The sequence below is a fragment of the Streptomyces sp. CBMA29 genome, assembly GCF_014596445.1.
Classification (GTDB): Bacteria; Actinomycetota; Actinomycetes; order Streptomycetales; family Streptomycetaceae; genus Actinacidiphila.
Map to the genome: position 1 here is coordinate 1 of NZ_MECL01000069.1, position 14,495 is coordinate 14,495.

The 14,495-nt window shown below is 72.6% G+C and carries 13 protein-coding genes, 1 tRNA gene and 2 pseudogenes; 10 read left to right on the forward strand and 6 right to left on the reverse strand.

The genetic code is table 11. The features are described 5' to 3' along the window. On the reverse strand, window positions 1-742 hold a 742-nt coding region (locus BGM09_RS10740; protein ID WP_188281275.1), incomplete at its 3' end, for a LysR family transcriptional regulator. Between the two features lie 220 nt (window positions 743-962). Here BGM09_RS10740 and BGM09_RS10745 point away from each other — a divergent pair. Together BGM09_RS10745 and BGM09_RS10750 are read left to right on the forward strand one after the other, a co-directional pair. Beyond that, window positions 963-2,021 carry a bile acid:sodium symporter family protein gene (locus BGM09_RS10745; RefSeq protein WP_223186639.1) on the forward strand — a complete coding sequence of 353 codons (1,059 nt, stop codon included), beginning with the start codon at window positions 963-965 and terminating at the stop codon, window positions 2,019-2,021. Beyond that, window positions 1,921-2,469: a DinB family protein gene (locus tag BGM09_RS10750; protein ID WP_188281277.1), complete on the forward strand. Its 549-nt coding sequence runs from the start codon at window positions 1,921-1,923 to the stop codon at window positions 2,467-2,469. Before BGM09_RS10745 ends, BGM09_RS10750 begins: the two co-directional genes overlap by 101 nt. An 81-nt stretch (window positions 2,470-2,550) precedes the next feature. Here BGM09_RS10750 and fdhD read toward each other — a convergent pair whose 3' ends face one another. After that, window positions 2,551-3,396: a formate dehydrogenase accessory sulfurtransferase FdhD gene (gene fdhD / locus BGM09_RS10755; protein ID WP_188281278.1), complete on the reverse strand. Its 846-nt coding sequence runs from the start codon at window positions 3,394-3,396 to the stop codon at window positions 2,551-2,553. 77 nt (window positions 3,397-3,473) lie between these two features. Here fdhD and BGM09_RS10760 point away from each other — a divergent pair, with 77 nt between their 5' ends. From BGM09_RS10760 to BGM09_RS10780, 5 genes are all read left to right on the forward strand, one after another. Beyond that, the gene (locus BGM09_RS10760) at window positions 3,474-3,827 is read left to right on the forward strand and encodes a chorismate mutase (protein ID WP_188281279.1); all 354 of its coding nucleotides are present in this window, start codon (window positions 3,474-3,476) and stop codon (window positions 3,825-3,827) included. A gap of 123 nt (window positions 3,828-3,950) precedes the next feature. Next, window positions 3,951-4,616, forward strand: a complete 666-nt coding sequence (locus tag BGM09_RS10765; protein ID WP_188281280.1) for an NAD(P)-dependent oxidoreductase — start codon at window positions 3,951-3,953, stop codon at window positions 4,614-4,616. 150 nt (window positions 4,617-4,766) lie between these two features. Next, window positions 4,767-4,851, forward strand: a tRNA-Leu gene (locus BGM09_RS10770). Between the two features lie 145 nt (window positions 4,852-4,996). Beyond that, complete coding sequence (locus tag BGM09_RS10775; RefSeq protein ID WP_188281281.1) at window positions 4,997-6,010, forward strand: DUF5954 family protein; 1,014 nt, start codon at window positions 4,997-4,999, stop codon at window positions 6,008-6,010. Between the two features lie 212 nt (window positions 6,011-6,222). Then, window positions 6,223-6,915, forward strand: coding sequence for a DUF4232 domain-containing protein (locus BGM09_RS10780; protein ID WP_188281282.1), 693 nt, complete (start codon window positions 6,223-6,225; stop codon window positions 6,913-6,915). Between the two features lie 70 nt (window positions 6,916-6,985). On the opposite strand, the gene BGM09_RS10785 is transcribed toward BGM09_RS10780, so the two are convergent. After that, on the reverse strand, window positions 6,986-7,564 hold the full coding sequence (locus BGM09_RS10785; protein WP_188281283.1) for a TetR/AcrR family transcriptional regulator: 579 nt from the start codon (window positions 7,562-7,564) through the stop codon (window positions 6,986-6,988). An 86-nt stretch (window positions 7,565-7,650) separates the two neighbouring features. On the opposite strand from BGM09_RS10785, the gene BGM09_RS10790 reads away from it, so the two are divergent. Then, the gene (locus BGM09_RS10790; RefSeq protein WP_188281284.1) at window positions 7,651-8,532 is read left to right on the forward strand and encodes an SDR family oxidoreductase; all 882 of its coding nucleotides are present in this window, start codon (window positions 7,651-7,653) and stop codon (window positions 8,530-8,532) included. 339 nt (window positions 8,533-8,871) lie between these two features. Here BGM09_RS10790 and BGM09_RS39140 read toward each other — a convergent pair. The 3 genes and pseudogenes from BGM09_RS39140 to BGM09_RS10800 form a co-directional block, all read right to left on the reverse strand. Continuing rightward, a pseudogene (locus BGM09_RS39140) lies at window positions 8,872-9,760 on the reverse strand (ATP-binding cassette domain-containing protein); the annotation flags it as partial. Further along, window positions 9,737-10,498 (reverse strand): annotated as a pseudogene (locus BGM09_RS39145) (ATP-binding cassette domain-containing protein); the annotation flags it as partial. The pseudogenes BGM09_RS39145 and BGM09_RS39140, both read right to left, overlap by 24 nt. A 168-nt stretch (window positions 10,499-10,666) precedes the next feature. After that, a complete protein-coding gene (locus BGM09_RS10800; protein ID WP_188281286.1) occupies window positions 10,667-12,865 on the reverse strand; it encodes a DEAD/DEAH box helicase in 2,199 nt (732 codons plus the stop codon). Between the two features lie 258 nt (window positions 12,866-13,123). Here BGM09_RS10800 and BGM09_RS10805 point away from each other — a divergent pair, with 258 nt between their 5' ends. Next, window positions 13,124-13,534: a RidA family protein gene (locus tag BGM09_RS10805; protein ID WP_188281287.1), complete on the forward strand. Its 411-nt coding sequence runs from the start codon at window positions 13,124-13,126 to the stop codon at window positions 13,532-13,534. A 43-nt stretch (window positions 13,535-13,577) separates the two neighbouring features. Then, window positions 13,578-14,369: an aminotransferase class IV gene (locus tag BGM09_RS10810; protein ID WP_188281288.1), complete on the forward strand. Its 792-nt coding sequence runs from the start codon at window positions 13,578-13,580 to the stop codon at window positions 14,367-14,369. Window positions 14,370-14,495 lie beyond the last annotated feature (126 nt).

The window sequence follows — 14,495 nt, forward strand, 5'->3', positions numbered from 1 at the left end:
GCAGCCCGGACCGGGCGGGCAGCCGTACCAGTCCGGCGGGCACCAGGCCCTGCGCGTGCGCCATCACGCCGAGGCCCGCGCGGGCCGCCGCGACCAGACCGCTGAGCGAGGCGCTGGTGCACGCCACCCGCCAGGCCCGCCCGTCGCGCTCCAGCACCTCCAGCGCGCGGGCGCGGGTGATGCCGGGCGGCGGGAAGGCGATCAGCGGCACCGGACGGTCCGGGTCGAGGCGCAGCCGCTCGCCGCCGATCCACACCAGCTTGTCGCGCCACACGAGCCGCCCGGGGCCGTTCGGCCCCTGCCGCTTGGCCAGGCACAGGTCGAGCCGTCCCGCGTCGAGCCACTGGTGCAGGGTGCCGGACAGCTCGACGGTCAGCTCCAGGTCGACCTCGGGGTGCTCGCGCCTGAAGCCCTCCAGGATCTCCGGCAGCCGGGTCAGCACGAAGTCCTCCGAGACGCCGAAGCGCAGCCGTCCGCGCAGCCGGGTGCCGGTGAAGAATCCGGCCGCGCGCTCGTTCGCCTCCAGGATCGTCCGGGCGAAGCCGAGCATCGCCTCGCCGTCCTCGGTCAGCTCCACGCCGTGGGTGTCGCGGACGAAGAGCCGGCAGCCCGCCGCTTCCTCCAGGCGCCGCACATGCTGGCTCACCGTGGACTGCCGCAGCCCCAGCCGGTGCGCGGCCTGCGTGAAGCTCAGCGTCTGCGCCACGGCGAGAAAGGTCCGCAGTTGCACGGGATCGAACATGCCCGCCAGTCTAGTCCGGCTATCGCGTTCCGTGATGACAGTGAGTACGGCAACCGGGCTTCCCGATCGCCAGCCCCCCGATCATGCTGGAGCGGTGCCATCAGATACCGCGCCGCAGGACCCGACAGCCACCGCGCCGCAGGCGGAGACGGACTCCGCGCCGCAGCCCGCGACGGCCACCGCGCCGCGGGCCCCGAAGCGGTCGAGGCCGCTCAAGCGGCTGCCTGTCGACCCGTACATCGCGGCCCTGCTCGCCACCGTCGCCTTCGCCGCGCTGCTGCCCGCGACCGGGACCGCCGCGCACACCGCGAGCCACGCCACCAACGGCGCGGTCGCGCTGCTCTTCTTCCTCTACGGAGCCCGGCTGTCCACCGGCGAGGCGCTGACCGGGCTGCGCCACTGGCGGCTGCACCTCACAGTGCTCGCCGCCACCTTCGTCGCCTTCCCGCTGCTGGGCCTGGCCGCCCGCGGCCTGGTCCCGTACGTCCTGGCGCCGCAGCTCTACCCCGGCTTCCTCTTCCTGTGCGTGCTGCCGTCCACCATCCAGTCCTCGATCGCGTTCACCTCGATCGCCCGCGGCAACGTCGCCGCCGCCATCTGCGCCGGGTCCTTCTCCAGCCTCGCCGGGATCGTCCTCACCCCGCTGCTGGCCGCGGCCCTCATCGGCGGCGACTCCGGCGTCGACGCGCACGCGCTGCTCGACATCTCCCTCCAACTGCTCGCGCCCTTCGTCGCCGGGCAGGTGCTGCGCCGCTGGATCAACGGCTTCCTCACCCGGCACCGCAAGGTGCTCGGCTACGTCGACCGCGGGTCGATCCTGCTGGTCGTCTACACCGCCTTCAGCGCGGGCATGGCCGAGGGCATCTGGCACAAGGTCCCGGTGCCGCGGCTGGCGGAACTGCTCGCCCTCGAGGCGCTGCTGCTCGCCCTGATGCTCGGTCTCACCTCCTTCGGCGCGCGCCGCCTCGGCTTCGGCCGCGCCGACCGGATCACCATCGTCTTCGCCGGTTCCAAGAAGAGCCTGGCGTCCGGACTGCCCATGGCCACCGTGCTGTTCGGGTCCGGCGCCGGGCTCGCCGTACTGCCGCTGATGCTCTTCCACCAGATGCAGCTCATGGTCTGCGCGGTGATCGCGAAACGCTGGGCACGGCAGCCGGACGCGGAGGTAGCGTGGCGCGATGACCGGGACGACGACGCCACGAGACCAGCGGGAGGAGCCGGACCCGCCGACGCCGCCGCTCCGTGGCGACCGGCGCCCGCCGGGGCTGAACGCGGATGAGCCGACGACGCTGCTGACCTTCCTCGACTATCTGCGGGAAGCCGTCGTCGCCAAGGCGGAAGGCGTGCCGGACGAGGTCGCGAAGGCGCCGGGCGTCACCTCGGGCACCAGTCTCCTCGGCCTGGTCAAACACCTCACGGCCGTCGAGTTCAACTGGTTCGTCTGGGCCTACGAGGGCGCCGACCTCCCGTTGCGGGACGACGAGATCCCGCCGTCCGAGGACGAGACCGGCGCCGAACTGATCGCCGCCTACCGCGCCGCCGCCCTGCGCGGCAACGAGACCGTCGCCGCCTGCGCCGACCTCGAACGCCCCGGCGCCCGCTCCCTGCGCGAGACCCCGCCGCCTTCCCTGCGCTGGGTGCTGGTCCACATGATCGAGGAGACCGCACGGCACGCGGGCCACGCCGACATCATCCGCGAGCGGTACGACGGGGACATCGGCCGCTGACGTGCTGGGCCGCCGACGGTCCTGTTCAGCGGTTCACCCGGCGACCTGATCACCCGGTGAACCGATTACCCGGTCACCCGGTCAACCGGTGCGCTCTGCCGCGAGCGCGATACGGGACTCGCCCGCGTACACGTTCATGGAGTCGCCGCGCAGGAAGCCGACGAGGGTGAGACCGGACTCCGCGGCCAGATCGACGGCGAGCGAGGAGGGGGCCGAGACGGCGGCGAGTACGGGTATGCCCGCCATCACGGCCTTCTGCGCCAGTTCGAACGAGGCGCGGCCCGAGACCATGAGGATGTGTCCCGCCAGCGGCAGCCGGCCCTCGCGCAGCGCCCGGCCGACCAGCTTGTCCACCGCATTGTGCCGCCCCACGTCCTCACGCGCGTCCAGCAGTTCGCCGTGCTCGTCGAAGAGGGCCGCGGCGTGCAGCCCGCCGGTGCGGTCGAACACGGCCTGCGCGGCGCGCAGCCGGTCGGGCAGCGAGGACAGCAGCGCCGGGGTGAGCCTGGGGGAGTCCGGATCGGTGATCGGCAGCCGCGTCGCCGTACGCACCGCGTCCAGACTGGCCTTCCCGCACAACCCGCAGGACGACGACGTATAGACGTTCCGCTCCAGCGAGATGTCCGGGAGCGGGACGCCGGGCGCGAGCCGGACGTCCACGACGTTGTACGTGTTCACGCCGTCGGCTGCCGCCCCCGCGCAGTACACCACCGACCTGACGTCGTCGGCCGCGGCGAGCACGCCCTCGCTGACCAGGAAACCGGTGGCCAGCGCGAAGTCGTCGCCGGGTGTGCGCATGGTGATGGCGAGCGGCTTGCCGTTCAGCCGGATCTCCAGCGGCTCCTCCGCCACCAGTGTGTCCGCGCGGTGCCCCGCCACACCGTCCCTGATCCGCAGTACGCGGCGCCGCTCGGTGACCCGTCCCATGCCTCAAGGGTGACATAGGTAGGGTGATCGGGAACTCGCCGCTGAGCACCACGGACCGACCAGGATGGCAGACCGAGATGAGCGACCAGCCGACCGCCGAGCACTCACTGGTGAGCGACGAGGAGGCGTTGGAAAGACTCCGCGCCCTGCGCGGCAGCATCGACAACCTGGACGCGGCGCTGGTGCACCTGCTCGCCGAGCGCTTCAAGTGCACCCAGCAGGTCGGTGAGCTGAAGGCCGCCCACCACCTTCCGGCCGCCGACCCGGCCCGCGAGGCCGACCAGATCGGCCGGCTGCGCCGCCTCGCGGAGGACGCCAAGCTCGATCCGGCCTTCGCCGAGAAGTTCCTCAACTTCATCATCGACGAGGTCGTACGGCACCACCGTGCCATCGCCGCCCGTCCGAAGCAGGCCCCGAACAACGGTTCCTGAACGGCCGCCGTGAACGGCAGCTCCTGACCGTGCGTCACGTGCCCGGCGCCCGCACCCCGAAACCCGGTGGTGGGGCGCCGCGTTGAACCCGGCACAGCACACGCACACACAGGGAGCCACCACATGAAGCTCACGATCTTCGCGGCGACCGGGGGGATCGGCCGGCTCCTGGTCGACCAGGCGGTCGACGCGGGACACGACGTGACGGCCGTCGTCCGCAACCCGGCGCGACTCACCCGGGACGTCCACTCCGTCACCGCCGACCTCACCCACCCCGACGCGGACGCGCTGCGCGGCGCCGTCGAGGGCGCCGACGGCGTCCTGTCCGCCTTCGGCCCCAGCTCACGGGCCCAGACCGGCATCACCTCGGTCGGCACCCGCGCCATCGTCGAGGCCATGCAGGCCACCGGCGCCCGCCGGATCGTCGTCGTCAGCGCCGCCCCGGTCTCCACCACCCCGTCGCCCGGCCGCCCGAACCCGCCCAGGCACGACCCGGGCGAGGGCCCCCTCATGCGCTACGTCGGCGCCCCCGTGGGCAAGCTCTTCCTGGGCAAGCACTTCGCCGACCTCGCCCTCATGGAGGACATCCTCCGCGACAGCGGCCTCGACTGGACCTCCGTCCGCCCGCCCCGCCTCACCGACAAGCCGCTCTCCGCCACCTACCGCACCGCCGTCGACCAGAATCTCCGGGGTGGCGCCCTTGCCTCCCGCGCCGACGTCGCCCACTTCATGCTCCACGCCCTCCGCGACCCCGCCACCGTCAAGCAGGCCATCGGCATCGCCACCTGAACCCCTACCCGCCCCCACCTGCCCCGCAGCGTCCGTCCGGGCCCCGCACCCGGCCGGACCGCCCACCGCAATCCCAGGTGAGAAGCACTCCGAATCCTTGGTATCGTTGACCCCGTCACCACGGCCCCGCGGGTCGCGGTGCCACACCCCGTCCGGGTGGCGGAATGGCAGACGCGCTAGCTTGAGGTGCTAGTGCCCTTTATCGGGCGTGGGGGTTCAAGTCCCCCCTCGGACACACATTTTTTCCTGACGAGGCCGCCTTCGGGCGGCCTTTTTCAGCCGCTTGCTGACAACGATGTCACGCGCGTGTGGCGTGCGAGTGGGTGTGTTGTCAGGCAATTCGCTGACAGCCGCCGCCCAGGTGTGGGGACAATGGCTCCATGAGCGGGGACGAACCCACAGCGTCAGAGAACCTGATCATGAACGTCCAACTAGGCGGCCACCCCGTCGAATTGGCCGCCGAGGCAGACCGCAGAGACGCCGCGCAACGGTACGGGCACTACATCGTCCGCGGCCCGCTCTTCGCCCTGGCGGCGTGCGAACCAGGCGACGCCGGATGGCGGTTGCTGACCCCCATGACGGACGGCTTCCCCCAGGCGGCGCGCGACGCCCTGAACTCCCGCCTGTGGTTCCGGGCCAAGGACGACACCGACGACCCGGCGCTGCGCCGGGAGCTGCTGTCGGCGGTCGACCGTCTGGAGTCGGAACCCCTCGACGAGCTGACCGTGGCCGGGACCCGCTACCGGGTCGTCCGCGGCGACGAGTTCTTCTACACCCACGGCGGCAAGGTCGAACCACCGCGCCCCACCGACCCCGATCCCGCGGTCCTTGACTGGGACGACCGCGCCGCGGACCCCGCGCTTGACGGCCACGTCGTCATCGACCACGCCGCCGCGACCGGGGTGATGGCGAGCGCCGAACGCCTCGCGCTGCGCGACCTGCACTACCGCAGCCTCCGCTACCCCGCCGACGTACGGGCCGACTCGCGGTCCGCGCTGCGGACGCACCCGGGCGTCGTCCTGCTCCCGGCGGCGTTCCGGGTGGTCGAGCGGACGGACGTCGGCTGGGAACCGGCCATCAACATCCTGGCCACCCCGCACGCCGCCCGCCGGGCGCTGGCCGACGCGCTGACCACCATGTGGCCCCGGATGTACGAGCTGGACGCGGCCGAGGAGGCCGACTACGCCCGCGCCGCCGAGGCGTTCCGCGCGGCCGGCCGGGCGAACGAACTCGAGGTCGGCGGCAGGCAGTTCTCCGTGGCCCGCGTCGCACGGCTGATCCGTGTCGGCGCCGACGGCCCCGAGCCGCCCCGCCCCTCCGACGTCGACCCGTACGGCCCGTCGAAGATCCACCCCACGATGGACGAGCACGGGAACCTCAGCTACGACGACTGACCACCGGCCCGGTGCGGCGATGTGCTCACCGGGCCGCCGGGGATTTCTGTGACGGATGCGACGACCGCATTCCGTCTGTCTTGATCATGCTTCTCGCGTGTCACGGGGGCGTCCCGGTGGGATTCCCCCCGCAACCGCCACCCCTCCCGGGCGCCTCCATCAGCGCAGAAGGTCCGCGACGGGCGGGCCGGCATCCGACTTACGGAGAAGCAATGCGCAGCAGCAAGAGGCTCTCGGTTCTCGCCCTCGTCGTCGTGGCCGCCGGAATGTCGCTCACGGCCTGTGGCCCCGACGACTCCAGCGCCTCCGGCACGACGGCGTCGCCCAGCGCCCCCGGCGCTACGTCGTCGCCCAGTGCCGCGCCCGGCCAGGACAGCTCCTCCTCCGGCGGTTCCGGTGACGGCTCCAGCAGCGGTTCGAGCGACGGTTCCGGCGGTACGACCGGAGGCTCCGGGTCGTCGAACGGCGGCTCCTCGAACGACGGGTCGGCGGCCGGCACCATGTGCAAGACCTCGAACCTGGCCATCTCGGCCGAGCACGGCATCTCGGGCGAGGGCATGGAGCTGATCCACTTCAAGAACACCGGCTCCAGCTCCTGCACGATGCACGGCTTCGCGGGCATCGACCTCAAAAGCGGCACGGACACCGTGAACGTCGCGCGCCGCCCCGGCAGCGAGGTGCCCACCGTCAAGCTGGCTCCGGGCGAGCGCACCGAAGCCGTCCTGTACTACCCGTTCAACAACAGCGGTGGCAGCGGCTACACGTTCACCACGATGACCGTCACGCCGCCCAACGAGACCCACTCCACGAGCGTCGGCGCGACCGTCAACATCCCGCTCGACAACCCCGACGAGAACGTCCAGACCACTCAGATCCACATGAACGCGGTCGGCGCGGGCAAGTAACCGCACTCCAGCGAGCAGGCCCGCCCCGTTTCCGGATCCGGCCTGTTTCCGGTTCAGCCCTGTTTCTGGTTCAGCCCAGCGACGCGCTCGCCGCGCGCAGCTCATCGAGGGCCGTGACGAGGTGCCCGCCCAGGTCGTCCTCGGCGTCGCGGTCGCCGTCGGACCAGACGGCGTAGCCCCGCTTGAAGGCGAGGAGGCCGAGTTCGCCCGCGAGGGCGGCGGTCGGGCCGGGGATCCCGCGGGCGGCCAGGGCGGTGGTCATCGCGTTGGCGAGGCTGACGCTCTTGAGCGCGTCGCGTTCCTGGAGCTCGGCGCTGGCGGCGACGGCCGCCTTGAGGCGGGGGGCGAAGTCGCGGTTCATGGAGCCCATCGCGGTGGAGGCGCGGGCGAGACCGGCGGCGACCGCCTCCAACGGGCTGGCGTTCGCGGGTGCTTCGGCGATTCCCTCGGCCAGCAGCCGGCTCAGCGTCTCCTGCCCCGCGACCAGCAGCTCGCGCTTGTCGGGGAAGTGCCGGAAGAAGGTGCTCTTGGTGACCCCGGCACGTTCCGCGATCTGCGCGACGGTCGTGGCGTCGTACCCCTGCTCGGTGAACAGGTCGACGGCGGCCACGACGAGGCGTTCGCGCGCCCCTGGTTCCCACCGACTCATGAGGTCATCCTATCTGATGGGACTCTTGTCCCATCGGTCTGTTACGGTGATGGGACAAGAGTCCCGTCACTTGTGGGAGTGTTTCCATGCGCGTCTTCGTCACCGGCGGCACCGGTCTGATCGGTTCCGCCGTCGTCGCCGAACTGCTCGGCAACGGCCACACCGTCCTCGCACTCACCCGTTCCGACGCGTCCGCGCGAGCCGCGGAGGCGGCCGGGGCGGAGGCCGTCAGGGGAGACCTCGCCGACCTGGACGCCCTGCGTACCGGCGCCGGGCGCGCCGACGGGGTGATCCACCTGGCGTTCGCCAACGACTTCAGCAGCGCCGAAGCGGTCGCGAACGCGGTCGCAGAGGAGACCGCCGCCCTCGCGGCCCTCGGCGAGGCGCTCGTCGGCAGCGACCGCCCCTTCGTCACCGCCTCCGGCACGCCCTACGTGCCGGGCCGCGCCTCCGTCGAGAGCGACTCGGTGCCCGTCGAGGGACCCGTCGGCGGTCGCGGTCGCGCGGTCACGGCGGTCCTGGACCTGGCCTCGCGCGGGGTCAGGAGCTCGGCCGTGCGCCTGCCGCGTACGGTTCACAACGAGGGCGCGGGCGGCTTCGCCGGTCTGCTGACCCACATCGCGCGCCAGAGCGGCGTCTCCGGCTACCCGGGCGACGGCACCCAGCGCTGGCCCGCCGTGCACGCGCTCGACGCGGCGGTGCTCTTCCGGCTCGCCCTGGAAGGTGCGGAGGCCGGGACCGCCTGGCACGCCGTGGCCGACGAGGGCGACCAGGTACGCGACATCGCCGCGGTCATCGGCCGCCGACTCAACCTGCCGGTCGAGTCCGTGCCCGCGCAGACGTACGGCACTCTCGGCCCGATCTTCGCGGGCGACCAGCCCTCGTCCAGCGCCCACACCCGGAAGGTGCTCGGCTGGGAGCCGACGCACCCCGGTCTCCTGGAGGACCTGGAGAACATCCAGCCCTGAGCGGGCGGTGCCCCGGTCGCTTCCCCGGCCCGAGGAGCGTCAGGGCACTCAGCGAGCTCGGCGCCCTCAGGATTTCAGGGCCTCAGGGGCTGAGAACGCCGTTTGTGGCCGTCCCGGCTTGTGGCCGTTCCGGTTGCCGTTCCGGTTGCGCCCGTCTCTACGCCTCGGGCGCTCCGAGCAGCCCGCGCACCTCCTCCGCGGTCGTCTCCTGGAGCTCGTCAGTGACGAGGAGCCAGCGCGTCACACCGATCGACTCCAGGAACGGCAGATCGTGGCCGGCGACGAGCAGGGCGCCCTCGAAGGAGTCCAGCGCGCCGGTGAGTTGGCGCAGGCTGGCCAGATCGAGGTTGTTGGTGGGCTCGTCCAGCATGAGGAGTTGGGGCGCGGGAGCGGCGAGCATCGTCGCGGCGAGCGCGGCGCGGAAGCGTTCGCCGCCGGAGAGCGCGCCCGCGGGCCGCTCGGCCCGCGCGCCCTTGAAGAGGAACCGCGCGAGCTGGGAGCGGATGTGGTTGTCGGTGACGCCGGGCGCCAGCCGGGCCACATTCGCCGCGACGCTCAACTCCTCGTCCAGCACGTCGAGTCGCTGCGGCAGGAACCGCAGCGGTACGTGACAGACCGCCTCGCCGGACAGCGGCGCCAGTTCACCGGCGAGGGTGCGCAGCAGCGTGGTCTTCCCCGTCCCGTTGCGCCCGACCAGCGCGACGCGCTCGGGGCCGCGTACCTCGAAAGTGCCGTCGAGCAGCCGGCCGTACCGGGGGCGCAGAGCGCGCAGGCTCAGGACCGTACGGCCGGCGGGCACGGCGGTGTGGGGGAGGTCGACCCGGATCTCGGCGTCGTCACGGACCGCGTCCGCGGCCTCCTCGCGCCGCTCGCGCGCCTCGTCGAGCCGGTCCTCGTGCACGCCGCGGAGCCTGCCCGCCGACTCCTGCGCCGACCGCTTCTTCTCACCCGCGACGATCCGCGGCGCCCGCCGCTGCGCGTCCAGCTTCCTGTCCTGCCTCTGGCGCCGGGCCACCTTGATCTGCGCCTCCTCCAACTCCCTCTTCTGCCGCCGTACATCGGCCTCCGCGGCCCGCAGCGTCCGTCCGGCCGCCTCCTGTTGCGCGGTCAGCGCCTCCTGATACGCCGACCAGCCGCCGCCGTACCAGTTCACCGACCCCGACCGCAGCTCGGCGATCCGGTCCACGCGTTCCAGCAGCTCACGGTCGTGACTGACCACGACCAGCACGCCGGAGCGCCAGGAGTCGACGGCCTCGTAGAGCCGCCGTCTGGCCACCAGGTCCAGATTGTTGGTGGGCTCGTCGAGCAGCAGCACGTCGGGGCGCTCCAGCAGGAGCGCGGCCAGCCGCAGCAGTACGGTCTCGCCGCCGGACATCTCGCCGACGGCCCGGTCGAGGCCGATGCCGCCGAGACCGAGCGTGCCGAGCGTCGCCAGCGCCCGCTCCTCGACGTCCCAGTCGTCGCCGACCGTCTCGAAGTGCTCCTCGCCCACGTCCCCGGCCTCGATCGCGCGCAGGGCGGCCCGCCGCTCGGCGATGCCGAGCGCCTGGTCGACGCGGAGGCCGGTGTCGAGTGTGATGTTCTGCGGCAGGCAGGCGAGGGTGCCGCCGACGCTCACCGAGCCCCGCGCGGGGCGCAGTTCGCCGGAGAGGAGCCGCAGCAGCGTGGATTTGCCGGCGCCGTTGGCGCCGACGAGCCCGGTACGGCCGCGGCCGATGGTCAGGGACAGGCCGTCGAACACGGGCGTGCCGTCCGGCCAGTGGAAGGACAGCCCCGAGCAGGTCAGGGACGCGCCGGGCGGGGTGGCGGTGGGCGTGGCGGTGGGATGGGCCATGGTGGGTCTCGCAGTCGAAAGCGCGGTGGACGGGGGGCTTCGTATGCGAGCACCACGCGGCGACCGGGCCGGACAGAAGGAGGGTGCGGGCCTCCGTGAGGTGACGGACGGCTCAGGGCACCGAGGTCGCATCTGCGCGGACGTCACGGCGCGGCGGGAACGCCGACTGCCACGTGACGCGTATACGGCGAAGCGAAGGCCGTACCGCGCGATGATCGCGGACCTCAGATGCGCAACGTCCACCTCTATCGGAGACGACAGGACCTGATCACGGTACCGCAGAGGTCCGGCACGACGAACTCACTTGGTGAGGGACAGCCTCATCTGTTCCTCCGCCACGATCCGCCGCGCGAGCGACTGCTCCGAGATGTCGACCGCGTCGGGAGTCGACTCCGCGAGGTCGCTGCGGCGCGCGTAGGCGTCGAAGAGCACCTGTTTGGTGCCGAGGATGTCGAGCATGCGCTGGTCGACGCTGTCGGCGATCAGCAGCCGGTGCACGCGCACGTGGCGGATCTGGCCCATGCGGTGGGCGCGGCCGATGGCCTGGGCCTCCAGCGTCGGCTTGACCTGCGGCTCGCAGAGGATCACCACCGAGGCGGCCTGCATGTTCAGCCCGGTGCCGCCCGCCTGGATCTGGCTGAGCAGCACCGCGTGGCCGGGCGCCGCCGCGAAGGCGTCGACCATCTCCTGGCGCTCGGTGGCGGCGACCGCCCCGGTCAGCGGGCCGAAGGCGGCCGGGCCGAGCGCGTCGTGCACGGTGGTCAGCACGTCCCGGAAGAAGGAGAAGACGACGACCTTCAGCTCGTTCTCCGCGGCCTCCTTCACCAGTTCGCGCAGCCGCTGGAGCTTCGCCGAACGGTGGGGCGCCGCGTAGGCGGCGCGCCGCATCGCCATGAAGTTCCCCGCCGCGACCGCCGTCCGGTAGGCCGCCAGATCCGTACGGCTGAACTCCTCCCACTCGTCGGACTGCGCCAGCTCCGGCAGTTCGGTGAGCACGTCCTGCTGATTGCGGCGCAGATAGGCCGGGGCGACGGCCCTGCGGAACGCCTGCGAGCCCGCGACCGCGTCGCTGTGCCGGATGTGCGGGAGCAGATCGGGCTGGAGGTGGTGCACCAGACTGCGGAATTCCTCGACGCGGTTCTCCATCGGGGTGCCGGTCAGGAACAGCACGCGGTCGGTCCTGGCCGTCCACAGTGCGACGGTCCGCGACCTGCGCGTGTCCGGGTTCTTCACATAATGGGCCTCGTCCACGACGAGCATCCCCAGCGGCACCGCGTCGGGCACGTCCAGCGAATTCAGCGCGTCGTATGTGGTGACGGCGACGCCGCCGTCCCTCGCCCAGTCCGCCAGCGCCGCCTTGCGGTACGGGCCGTGCAGCCGGTACGCGTCCAGGGCGCTGCGCGACTCGATCTCCCGCGACCAGTTGACCAGCACGCTCGCCGGGCAGACGACGAGGAAGTGCGTACGGCCCTCCGCCCGCAGGTGGGCCAGGGCAGCGATGGCCTGGATGGTCTTGCCCAGACCCATCTCGTCGCCGATGATCACCCGCCGCTGGGCCAGCGCGAAGCGCGCGCCGAACGCCTGGTAGCCGCGCAGCGACACCCGGCGGTGCGTGTCGTCAAGACGCTGTCCGCGCACCCGCTCGGAGACCGACGACGGCAGGAAGCCTTCCGACGCGTCGATGTCCGGGGCGAGTTCGGCGATCTCCGCGAGCAGGACGGTGTACTCGGACGGCCTGACCTCGAAGTCCAGCCACGCCTCGGCTGCGCGCGCCGCCGGACGCAGCAGGTCGGTGCTCGCCTGGGTCAGCAGCAGCCCGGTGCCGTCGGCGGTGTGCTCAGCCAGCGACTCCTCGATCCGCCGCACGGCGTCCTGCGCGCGCAGCCGCCCGCGCCTGCCCGCGAGCAGCATCCGCAGCCGGGCGCCCGCCGGGCGGGCGGCGGCCAGCAGCGGCGTCAGTTCGGCGTCCACGCGCGCGGCGGTCTCCACGGCCCGCGGGATCTCGGGACCCGCGTTGACCAGCCGGTTGAGGGCCGTCACCAGCGCGGTGGTGTCCGGGTCGTCCCGGTCGGCCGGATCGATACGGACGGCCACGTGTTCCTCGGCCGCCGAGGCGATCTGGCGCGCCGCCGCTATGGCCTGGTCCGCGCTCTGCGCGCCCACGCCGGGGACCAGCCGCAGCTCGTACGACCGGGCGCCGAAGACCTTGCCGACCGTGTCGTATCCGGCCTGTTCCATGGCGCCGAGGCGGAGCCTGCCCTCGGTGACGTCCTTGAGCCGGGCGACCGGGATGCCGTCCAGCTCGCGGCGGACCCGTACCTCCCGCAGCGGGACCAGCGCGGCCCGCACATCCGCGCGCACCCGTGTGTGGTCCGCGGTGACGGTACGAGCCGACGCGACGAGCTTCGCGGCCCGGCCGGACACCTTCCGCGCCTGCCTGCCGACCGGCGCCTGCCGCGCCCCCGCCTCTTCCTGCCCGACACCCCCGTCCGCGTCCATGGCTCCCCGTCTCCCGCCGATGCCGTTCCTGATGCTGATCCTGATGCCGTTCCCGATGCCGGTCCTGGTGCTGATCCCGCTGTGGCCGATGCGCGTGTCACCACGGATGCCGGTTCCGTCCGCTGCGGCACATGATTCCACCCGCCACCGACACCGCGACGGCCCCCGCCCAAATCTCCGGTGGCCGGGCCGCCCGAGCTGCCCGGGAGCCGAAAACGGGTGGGCCCCGGCCCCCGCGCCCCGGCAGACTCACCACCCATGAGCGCCCACATCACCCGCGTCAATCCTCCCGCCCTCCACCAGACCCCCGGCTACCACCACATCACCGTCGTCGAGGCCGGGCGGACCGCCTACCTCGCCGGTCAGTGCCCGCTCGACGCCGAGGGCCGGATCGTCGGCCGCGGCGACTACGCTGCCCAGGCCCGCCAGGTGGCCGCCAACGCCCTGACGGCGCTCGAAGCCGTCGGCGCCGGACCGCGCGACGTCGTGCGCTCGGTGATCTACGTGGTGAGCGACGACCGAGAGGTGCTGTCCACGGTGTGGGACGCCCTGAACGCCTCACCGCTGGGCGGCGCCTTCGACACCGCGAGCACCCTGCTCGGAGTGGCACAGCTCGGCTTCACCGCGCAGTTGGTCGAGCTGGATCTGACGGCCGCGCCGGCCGCCTGAGGGGCCTGTGTGCCGGAAGGGCGGGCGTGCCTAGGGTGAGGTCATGACGCAATCACCGTTCATCGAGATCGACGGCCGGGCCGCGACGGTGGAGGCTCTCGCGCCCGCGCTCGGCGGCTACGGCCACTTCACGGCGATGCAGGTACGCGGCAAAAAGGTGCGCGGCCTGGCGTTCCACGTCGAACGCCTCGACGGCGCCACGCGGGAGCTGTTCGGCGCGGGCCTGGACGGCGAGCGCGTACGGGCGCACGTACGGCACGCGCTGGCCGGGTCGGGGCGCGCGGACGCCTCCGTGCGGGTCAACGTCTTCCAGCCGGCGGAGGGCGGCGAAGAGCCGGTCGCCGTCATGGTCGCCGTCCGCCCGCCCGCCGGTGTCGAACCCGGCCTCAAGCGCCTCAAGTCGGTGCCCTACCAGCGCCCGGCCGCCCACCTCAAGCACGTCGGCGGCTTCGGGCAGGCGTACTTCGGCCGCCAGGTGGCCGCCGAAGGCTACGACGAGGCGTTATTGGCCGGTCCTGGGGGCGAGATCGCCGAGGGCGCCGTCACCAACGTCGGCTTCATCGACGGCGACAGCGTCGTCTGGCCGGACGCCGCCCCGTATCTGCGCGGCATCACGCTCCAGATCCTGGAGCGTGAGCTCCTGCGTGCCGGTGTTCCGCAGGCCCGCCGTCCGCTGCGGCTCACCGACGTGGGGTCGTACGACGGCGCCTTCCTGGCCAACTCGCGTGGCACGGCGGTCATTTCGGAGATCGACGGCGTGACGCTGCCGACGCGGGCCGAACTCCTGGCGAGGGTGGGGGAGTTGTACGAGTCAGCGCCGTGGGACGCCATCTGACGGCGCCGGTCGGGCGGTCCGCGACGTGACGGAGGGGGCGCGGTCCGACGGCCGCGATCACGCCTGCGGCCGCCCGCCGACCACGGTCACCGCCTCCGCTCCGGTGCGGCAGCCCGCCGCGAGCGA

Bases quoted from the DNA above. Each gene is read 5' to 3' on its own strand.
- BGM09_RS10750 (WP_188281277.1), top strand. From the start codon at position 1,921: ATGACCGGGACGACGACGCCACGAGACCAGCGGGAGGAGCCGGACCCG.
- fdhD (WP_188281278.1), bottom strand. From the start codon at position 3,396: ATGGGACGGGTCACCGAGCGGCGCCGCGTACTGCGGATCAGGGACGGT.
- BGM09_RS10760 (WP_188281279.1), top strand. From the start codon at position 3,474: ATGAGCGACCAGCCGACCGCCGAGCACTCACTGGTGAGCGACGAGGAG.
- BGM09_RS10765 (WP_188281280.1), top strand. From the start codon at position 3,951: ATGAAGCTCACGATCTTCGCGGCGACCGGGGGGATCGGCCGGCTCCTG.
- BGM09_RS10775 (WP_188281281.1), top strand. From the start codon at position 4,997: ATGAGCGGGGACGAACCCACAGCGTCAGAGAACCTGATCATGAACGTC.
- BGM09_RS10780 (WP_188281282.1), top strand. From the start codon at position 6,223: ATGCGCAGCAGCAAGAGGCTCTCGGTTCTCGCCCTCGTCGTCGTGGCC.
- BGM09_RS10785 (WP_188281283.1), bottom strand. From the start codon at position 7,564: ATGAGTCGGTGGGAACCAGGGGCGCGCGAACGCCTCGTCGTGGCCGCC.
- BGM09_RS10790 (WP_188281284.1), top strand. From the start codon at position 7,651: ATGCGCGTCTTCGTCACCGGCGGCACCGGTCTGATCGGTTCCGCCGTC.
- BGM09_RS10800 (WP_188281286.1), bottom strand. From the start codon at position 12,865: ATGGACGCGGACGGGGGTGTCGGGCAGGAAGAGGCGGGGGCGCGGCAG.
- BGM09_RS10805 (WP_188281287.1), top strand. From the start codon at position 13,124: ATGAGCGCCCACATCACCCGCGTCAATCCTCCCGCCCTCCACCAGACC.
- BGM09_RS10810 (WP_188281288.1), top strand. From the start codon at position 13,578: ATGACGCAATCACCGTTCATCGAGATCGACGGCCGGGCCGCGACGGTG.